Annotated in this window: 6 protein-coding genes and 1 riboswitch (1 of these 7 cut by a window edge); all 6 genes read right to left on the bottom strand. The window is 35.8% G+C overall.

Translation table 11 applies throughout. The features are described from left to right. Positions 1 to 73 carry the 5' end (the start) of a PLP-dependent transferase gene (locus tag EKL95_RS12470; RefSeq protein ID WP_126564332.1) on the bottom strand. Its footprint begins 104 nt before the window's first position, so only the first 73 of its 177 coding nucleotides appear in the window; its start codon is at positions 71 to 73; its stop codon lies beyond the left edge, outside the window. 78 nt (positions 74 to 151) lie between these two features. Next, positions 152 to 1324, bottom strand: coding sequence for a trans-sulfuration enzyme family protein (locus EKL95_RS12465; RefSeq protein WP_126457436.1), 1173 nt, complete (start codon positions 1322 to 1324; stop codon positions 152 to 154). 142 nt (positions 1325 to 1466) lie between these two features. Continuing rightward, complete coding sequence (locus EKL95_RS12460) at positions 1467 to 1895, bottom strand: OsmC family protein (protein WP_126457437.1); 429 nt, start codon at positions 1893 to 1895, stop codon at positions 1467 to 1469. 193 nt (positions 1896 to 2088) lie between these two features. Beyond that, on the bottom strand, positions 2089 to 4503 hold the full coding sequence (gene thrA, locus EKL95_RS12455) for a bifunctional aspartate kinase/homoserine dehydrogenase I (RefSeq protein ID WP_126554984.1): 2415 nt from the start codon (positions 4501 to 4503) through the stop codon (positions 2089 to 2091). An 18-nt stretch (positions 4504 to 4521) separates the two neighbouring features. Continuing rightward, on the bottom strand, positions 4522 to 5484 hold the full coding sequence (locus tag EKL95_RS12450; RefSeq protein ID WP_233589420.1) for an alpha/beta fold hydrolase: 963 nt from the start codon (positions 5482 to 5484) through the stop codon (positions 4522 to 4524). 78 nt (positions 5485 to 5562) lie between these two features. After that, a riboswitch (SAM riboswitch) is annotated at positions 5563 to 5670 on the bottom strand. Between the two features lie 232 nt (positions 5671 to 5902). Further along, the gene (locus EKL95_RS12445) at positions 5903 to 6112 is read right to left on the bottom strand and encodes a hypothetical protein (protein ID WP_126554980.1); all 210 of its coding nucleotides are present in this window, start codon (positions 6110 to 6112) and stop codon (positions 5903 to 5905) included. Between the last annotated feature and the right edge of the window lie 295 nt (positions 6113 to 6407).

The following is a 6407-nucleotide window of genomic DNA, read 5'->3' as shown; positions in this document are numbered from 1 at the left end:
CTAAATCAGCAATCACATCTTTTACGGTTTCCAATCCTACTGAAACACGAACTAAACCATCGGTAATACTCACTGCTAAACGTTCTTAAATAAACCACATTGACCACGGTTTAAACCCTGGACTATTGTATGGCTTCAATCGTCATGAACTTTACGAAAGCGCCTGCTCCAAATCAGCAATCACATCTTTTACGGTTTCCAATCCTACTGAAACACGAACTAAACCATCGGTAATACTCACTGCTAAACGTTCTTCAACAGATAATTTGCTATGTGTTGTCGATGCTGGATGCGTAACGATTGTTCTGGTATCTCCTAAATTTGGTGATAAAGAACATAATTTTATTTTATCCAAAAAGTTTCTTCCGGCTTCAAGCCCCCCTTTTATTTCAAAAGCAACAATATTTCCGCCCAACTTCATTTGCTTTTGAGCAATTTCGTATTGTGGATGCGATTTCAAAAACGGATATTTCACGCGATTCACATTCGGATGCTGCTCTAAAAACTCCGCTACTTTCATCGCATTTTCACAATGCCTGTCTAAACGAATCGCCAAAGTTTCTAAACTTTTTGATAATACCCAAGCATTAAAAGGCGATAAAGAAGGACCGGTAAGTCGAGAAAACAAATAGATTTTTTGAATCAATTCAGCATCACCAACTGTTATTCCTCCCAACACTCTACCTTGACCGTCCATTAACTTTGTAGCGGAATGCACCACTAAATGCGCACCCCATTTTATTGGTTGTTGCAGATAAGGTGTTGCAAAACAGTTATCAATTACCAAAATCAAATTATGTTTTTTAGCAATCGTTCCTAAAAGTTCTAAATCGATAATATCAACAGCAGGATTGGTAGGTGATTCCGCAAAAAGAATCTTTGTATTTGGTGTGATGAAACTTTCAATTGTTTCCGGCTTATTAATATCAAAATAGGAGGTTTCAATATTCCATTTTGGAAAATAATTGATAAATAAAGAATGTGTCGCTCCAAAAACACTACTCGAAGAAACAATATGATCTCCAGATTTCAATAAAGCTGCCAAGGTTGAATACACTGCTGCCATTCCTGAAGCAAAGGCAAAACCAGCTGCCGCACCTTCCATTATACACACTTTATCAACAAATTCGTTCGTGTTTGGGTTGCTGTAACGGCTATATATATTTCTGTCTTTCTCTTCGGCAAAAGAAGCACGCATATCTTCGGCATCCTCAAATACAAAACTAGAAGTTAAGTACAAAGGAACCGAGTGCTCTAAATATTGTGTTCTTTCTAATTGGGTACGGATGGCTGAGGTTTCAAAACCAAATTCTTGATCGTTCATTATTATTAGATTTCAAAGAGTTGTTTCACAAAGATTCGCAAAGGAATCACAGAGATTCACAAAGTTTTTCCGCATAATTTTTCTATAAAAAAAAGCTCTTTATTGTTTAAAATTAAAGTTTTAGAAGTTGACTATTTTAGCTTTACGCCAATTCAACTCCGTTCAAAACTACTTTATAGTGTATGGTTGCTGTTGGCTCTAATGTTTTAGAAACCGAACAGTATTTTTCGAAAGAAAGTTGTGCGGCTCTCGCTGCTTTTTCTTCATTAATAGGTCCTTCCAAAAAGAATACTACAGTAATATCCTTGAATGGTTTTGCTTCTCCTACTTGTACCCGTTCTCCTTCGACCTCAGCTTTGAAAGAAGTGATTTCCTGACGCTGTTTTTTTAAAATCGAAATCATATCAATCGCACTGCAACCCGCAACACCCATCAATACTAATTCCATTGGACTTGCGCCTTTATCGTCTCCGCCAAATTCTGGTCGGCTATCCACATTTACTAAGTGACCACGCTCGTTTTTTAATTCAAAGTGGAAGTTGTCGTTTACTCTGTTTAATGTTATTTTCATATTATTCCCCTCCCCAACCCTCCCCGAAGGGAAGGGAGCCAAGACTGGAGGCAGTCCCTTTTTTATTATTTATATTTATTTGGACGCAGATTTTACTTTTATATATGTTAAATCAAAAATCGTCACCCGAGAGCTTGCTCGAACTGGCGAAGCAATCTGCAATCTTTTTATTCCCCCTTCAGGGGTATGGGGGCTACCCTTTATCCGACAATCTCAAAATATCACCAAAAACACCTCTCGCCGTTACCGCAGATCCTGCACCTGCACCTTGAATTACGATTGGTCTGTCGCCATACGATTCAGTGTAAATTTCGAAGAAAGAATCAGAACCTTTTAAGCCTCCCAAAGCAGTATCCGAAGGTACGGAAACTAATTTTACTTCTAGATTACCTTTGTCATTTTGCAAATCGCCTGACAATTCGCCTATGTATCGCAGGACGTGATTGGGCTTTTGGTCGGCTTTTATTTTAGCATAAATTGGATCAAACTCGGTCAATTTATTCAAGAAATCCGAAACATCGCCTTCACGCAAATGTTCTGGAATTAAATTTTGAATATCAATTTCTTCAAACTCATTTTGCAAGTCTAATTCTCTTGCCAAAATCAATAATTTTCTACCTACGTCGTTCCCGCACAAATCTTCTCTTGGATCCGGCTCGGTATACCCATTGTCAATGGCCTCCTTCAATATTTCGCTAAACGAAGCCTCTTTTGCAGAAAAATTATTGAACAAATAACTCAATGTTCCAGAGAAAACACCTTTAATCTTCGTGATATTTTCACCCGAAAGGTGCAATAATTTAATCGTATCAATCAATGGCAATCCTGCACCCACATTAGTTTCATAAAGATAACTCTTTTGATTATCCGCCAGCACTTTTCGTAATTTTTTATAAAAACTATAGCTTAACGTATTAGCCACTTTATTAGACGAAATCAAATCAAAACTGTTTTCAGCTAATTTTATATAATTCCCAACAAATTCAGCACTTGCCGTGTTATCAATCGCAATCAAATTCTCCAAGTGATGCTCATTTGCGTAGGCAATTACATCATCTATAGTATAAGAAAAGCCATTGTTCTGGATTTCATTTTTCCAATTTGGAGTAACGCCATTTTTATTCAAAAGTACATTACTTGAATTGGCAATTGCAAAAACATTCAGTTTGATATCTTTTCTTTTCTCGATAGTTGCTGCTGATTCCAATATTTGGTTAATCAACGTTCCACCAACTAATCCATGTCCGAAAATAGCGATATTGATTTTCTTAGCTACTCCAAAAATCTCTCCGTGAATTACGTTTAAGGCTTTGTTCAATTGCGATTTTTTGACCACCAAACTCACGTTTTTACCCGTAACGGTATTATTGAAAAGAATCGGGACAATTTTATTTTTTATCAACGCCGTGTATGGCTTGTGAAAAGTACTTAAATCCTGACCAATGATAGAAATCACCGAAACATCATCCGTCACCGTGATTTTATTTACATCTTTCGAATAGAAATCATTTTCGAATTCTTTCTCTAATTCAATCATTGCTTTTGTCGCTTTATCAGTGGCAACAACTAAACCAATTCCTCTTTCTGACGAACCTTGAGAAATGATACTTACGCTAATATCATTATCGCCCATCACTCTGAAAATACGGGCATCAACACCTGTTTTTCCCAGTAATCCTCTTCCTTCCAGGTTCACTAACGAAACATTTTCAAGCACCGAAAGTGTTTTGATCCCTTCCTTGTTTGAATTGGAAGTGATTAATGTTCCTTTATTTTCATGGTTGAACGTATTCAAGATACGAAGCGGAATGTTTTTTTCCAACAAAGGAATGATCGTTTTGGCATGAAGAATCGTAGCACCAAAATTGGCTATTTCATTGGCTTCATTAAACGACAAATGGTCAATTTTCTTTGCATCAACTACTAAATCCGGATTAGCGGTATAAATTCCGTCTACGTGCGTATAATTCTGTAATTCGTCCGCATTCAAATAATTCGCAATCAACGAAGCGGTGTAATTGCTACCGTTTCTTCCTAAAGTGGTCGTGTCATTATTTGTGTTTGAACCAATGAAACCTGTAACAATATTTACGGTTGTTCCGTTATTTTGTTTGAAATAATTGATGACATTTTTCTTCGAAATTTGTTCCAAAGGTTGTGCATCACCAAATTTCGAATCGGTTTTTATCAATTCCCGAGTATCTGCAAAACGGGCATTTATCCCATTTTCGACCAAAATTGCCGTCAGTAATTTTGCCGAAAGTAGTTCCCCTTTTGATAAAATTTGGTCTTTTATTTTGTTGCTGTAATCACCAATTAAACTGACGCCTTCGAATAATTTTTCAAGAACATGGAACTCTTCGGACAAATCTACGTCTTGATATTCGTCTTGTTGGTATTTTTTGAAATCATCAAAAAGAGGTTTATAAACTCCGTTTTTAGCGGCAATACTTAAAATTTCTTCTAATTCATCCGTAGCATTTCCTCGCGCCGAAACTACAATAGCAATTTCCTCGCCTTGATTTACTTTATCAATAATAATTGCAACCACCTTATTTATTCCGTCGCCATTCGATAACGATTTACCTCCAAATTTTAATATTTTCATTGTGTTGTGTTTTTTGGCTTAGAATATATCCTGAAGCAAATTGTGTAATTGTTTGTATTCTATCAAAAAAGCGTCGTGTCCGTGGATGGAAACTATTTCCTGATAGGTAACCCTCTTTTTATATTTTTTTAATTCCTCGTACGTTGCTTTATTTTCATTTGCCGTAAAAAACAAGTCGGAATTGATTCCAATAATATGAATCTCGGCTTCAATTTTTGAAGTTATCTCTTCGAATGATGTGCAGTTTCTGGTGATATCGATTGTTTTCAACAGTTGATTCATCATTTTATATGACGAAATTTGAAAACGTTTCTGCAATTTTTCGCCGTGATGTAGCAACCAGCTTTCTACATTAAAAATCCCCAATTCTTCATTGGTGGTTCGCTGAAATTTTGCAGCAAATGATTCCGGAGTTCTATAGCATAACATAGCATGAGTGCGAGCGTCTTCAATAGGTTTTGAAGAGTTGTTGAGAATTTGTTCCTGCAAAAAGCAATTGGCAATTAACCAATCCGTCGATTTCCAATCCGTTGCGATAGGAATTAAATGCTGTGTGATTTTTGGCTCTAAAGCGACCATTTCCCAAGCAATTCCGCCACCTACAGAACCCCCAATAATGGCGTATAGTTTTTTAATATCCAGAACCCGAATCCCTTCAATAAAAATCCTGGCAATGTCTCTGGCAGTAAAATCTAAATAATCTTCGATCTCAAAACCATCAAAACCATTTCCGGGAACATTAAATGCGAGTATTGTATATTTTGTAGTATCTATGGTTTTGTGTGCTCCAATTAAATCATTCCACCAACCGTTTTCGCCCACAACTTGTGAATTTCCGGTTAAAGCATGGTTGACCAAAACAATTGGTGCCGTATGCAATTCTGGCCCAAAAACTTGAAAACTTACGTTTAAGGTAGCATAAAAAGCGCCACTTTTAGTGGTGAAATTTTGAAATGTAATAGAGGTTGGTTTATTTTCCAATGGCAAATCTTTTATGATTTTTGATCTGTGTTTGGAAATATTATAAAGAAAGTCAGGCGTTATCTAGACTAATTCTTAGTGTTATCTTTCCACGATGAGCGTGGTAGAATGCAGCACCTTCTTCGATAAATCGAAGGGTTGCTAAGGCTTCATCGGGTCTAATCCCTCTGCCTTTCTTTATAACATTTCAATACGTTTTTGAACTTAAAGAAGCAAATTAACCACTATTTTTTGTAACAACCAAATTTTTATGTGGATTCGTTTATTTCTTTGGGCACCATAAATACAAAAAACAATTCACACGCAATTGTTATTCTGACGAAGTAATGAGAATACTCATCCCGTTTTCTTACTTCGTCAAAACAACACTTTTAAACATCCTTTGAAAATCTCAAAACCAAAAATAAATTCGGATTTATTAAATAAAAAGCGCTTCATTCTCTTGGGAATACATTAGGAAAAGCAATGAATTAGTCACTATTTTTTGTGCCAAAACATCGTTCTTTGAGATCTCAAATCTAGGATGAATCAATTCATTCTTAGAATCGTTTTCCTTTTCTTTTTTATTTCTGAAATTAATACTTTTTAATAACCGAAATGTCTTTGTAAAATACTTTGTTGTGCTCATAATTTTTAGGTGTTAGGTGTTAATATTCATTTTTGGTCTCCTTGTATGAATTGTTGTGAGATTTGAAAAAATCAGAAAAACAAAAAACCCTTTTAGATCCATATCCAAAAGGGTTTTAAGTTATACACTTACTTTTGGAATCAACAGCCGCGAATACACATAATGGCATTGACACAAATCATGTTATTGACTGTTGCGTTATTTGTTTTTTGGCTTTTTAGGTTATTCATCGAGGCTTTTTGTGACTAAAAAATCTATTCTGTTTATTACTATTCAAAAAAAAAGCTTCCCGTTA

Source organism: Flavobacterium sp. LB2P53, from assembly GCF_003970305.1.
Taxonomy (GTDB): domain Bacteria; phylum Bacteroidota; class Bacteroidia; order Flavobacteriales; family Flavobacteriaceae; genus Flavobacterium.
The sequence above is the reverse complement of the archived record's forward strand: the minus strand, read 5'-3'. Positions and strand labels throughout refer to the sequence as shown.